This is a genomic window from Rhizobium sp. YJ-22 (genome assembly GCF_029601685.1).
In the GTDB taxonomy this organism is placed as follows: Bacteria; Pseudomonadota; Alphaproteobacteria; order Rhizobiales; family Rhizobiaceae; genus Metarhizobium.
This window is the reverse complement of record NZ_JARRIR010000019.1, coordinates 5,732-5,993: the sequence shown is the minus strand read 5'-3', so window position 1 is coordinate 5,993 and position 262 is coordinate 5,732. Positions and strand designations below refer to the sequence as shown.

Genomic DNA, 262 nt, shown 5'->3' with positions numbered 1-262 from the left:
GGCATCACTGACTTCGCTTTTCGGGATCCAGCCGGAGCTTGATGATACTGCCTCTCTTTATGAGGCTCTTCGATTTGACGACGAGCGGAAGTCAATCGCTGACGTCATCCAGCCGACCAACATTCCTGGACTGGATGTCGTGCCCGCTAACCTGGTTCTGCAGGAATACGAATATGACGTGCCACTGGCGATTTCCTCTAAGAAGGGGGAGGATGGCCGACTTTTCTATATGCGGATCGCCAGCGCTCTGAAGCAGGTGGAT

1 pseudogene is annotated in these 262 nt (G+C 53.8%); it reads left to right on the top strand.

Going from position 1 to position 262, the window contains the following annotated elements:
* A pseudogene (locus tag P7F60_RS27280) lies at positions 1–262 on the top strand (plasmid partitioning protein RepA); the annotation flags it as partial.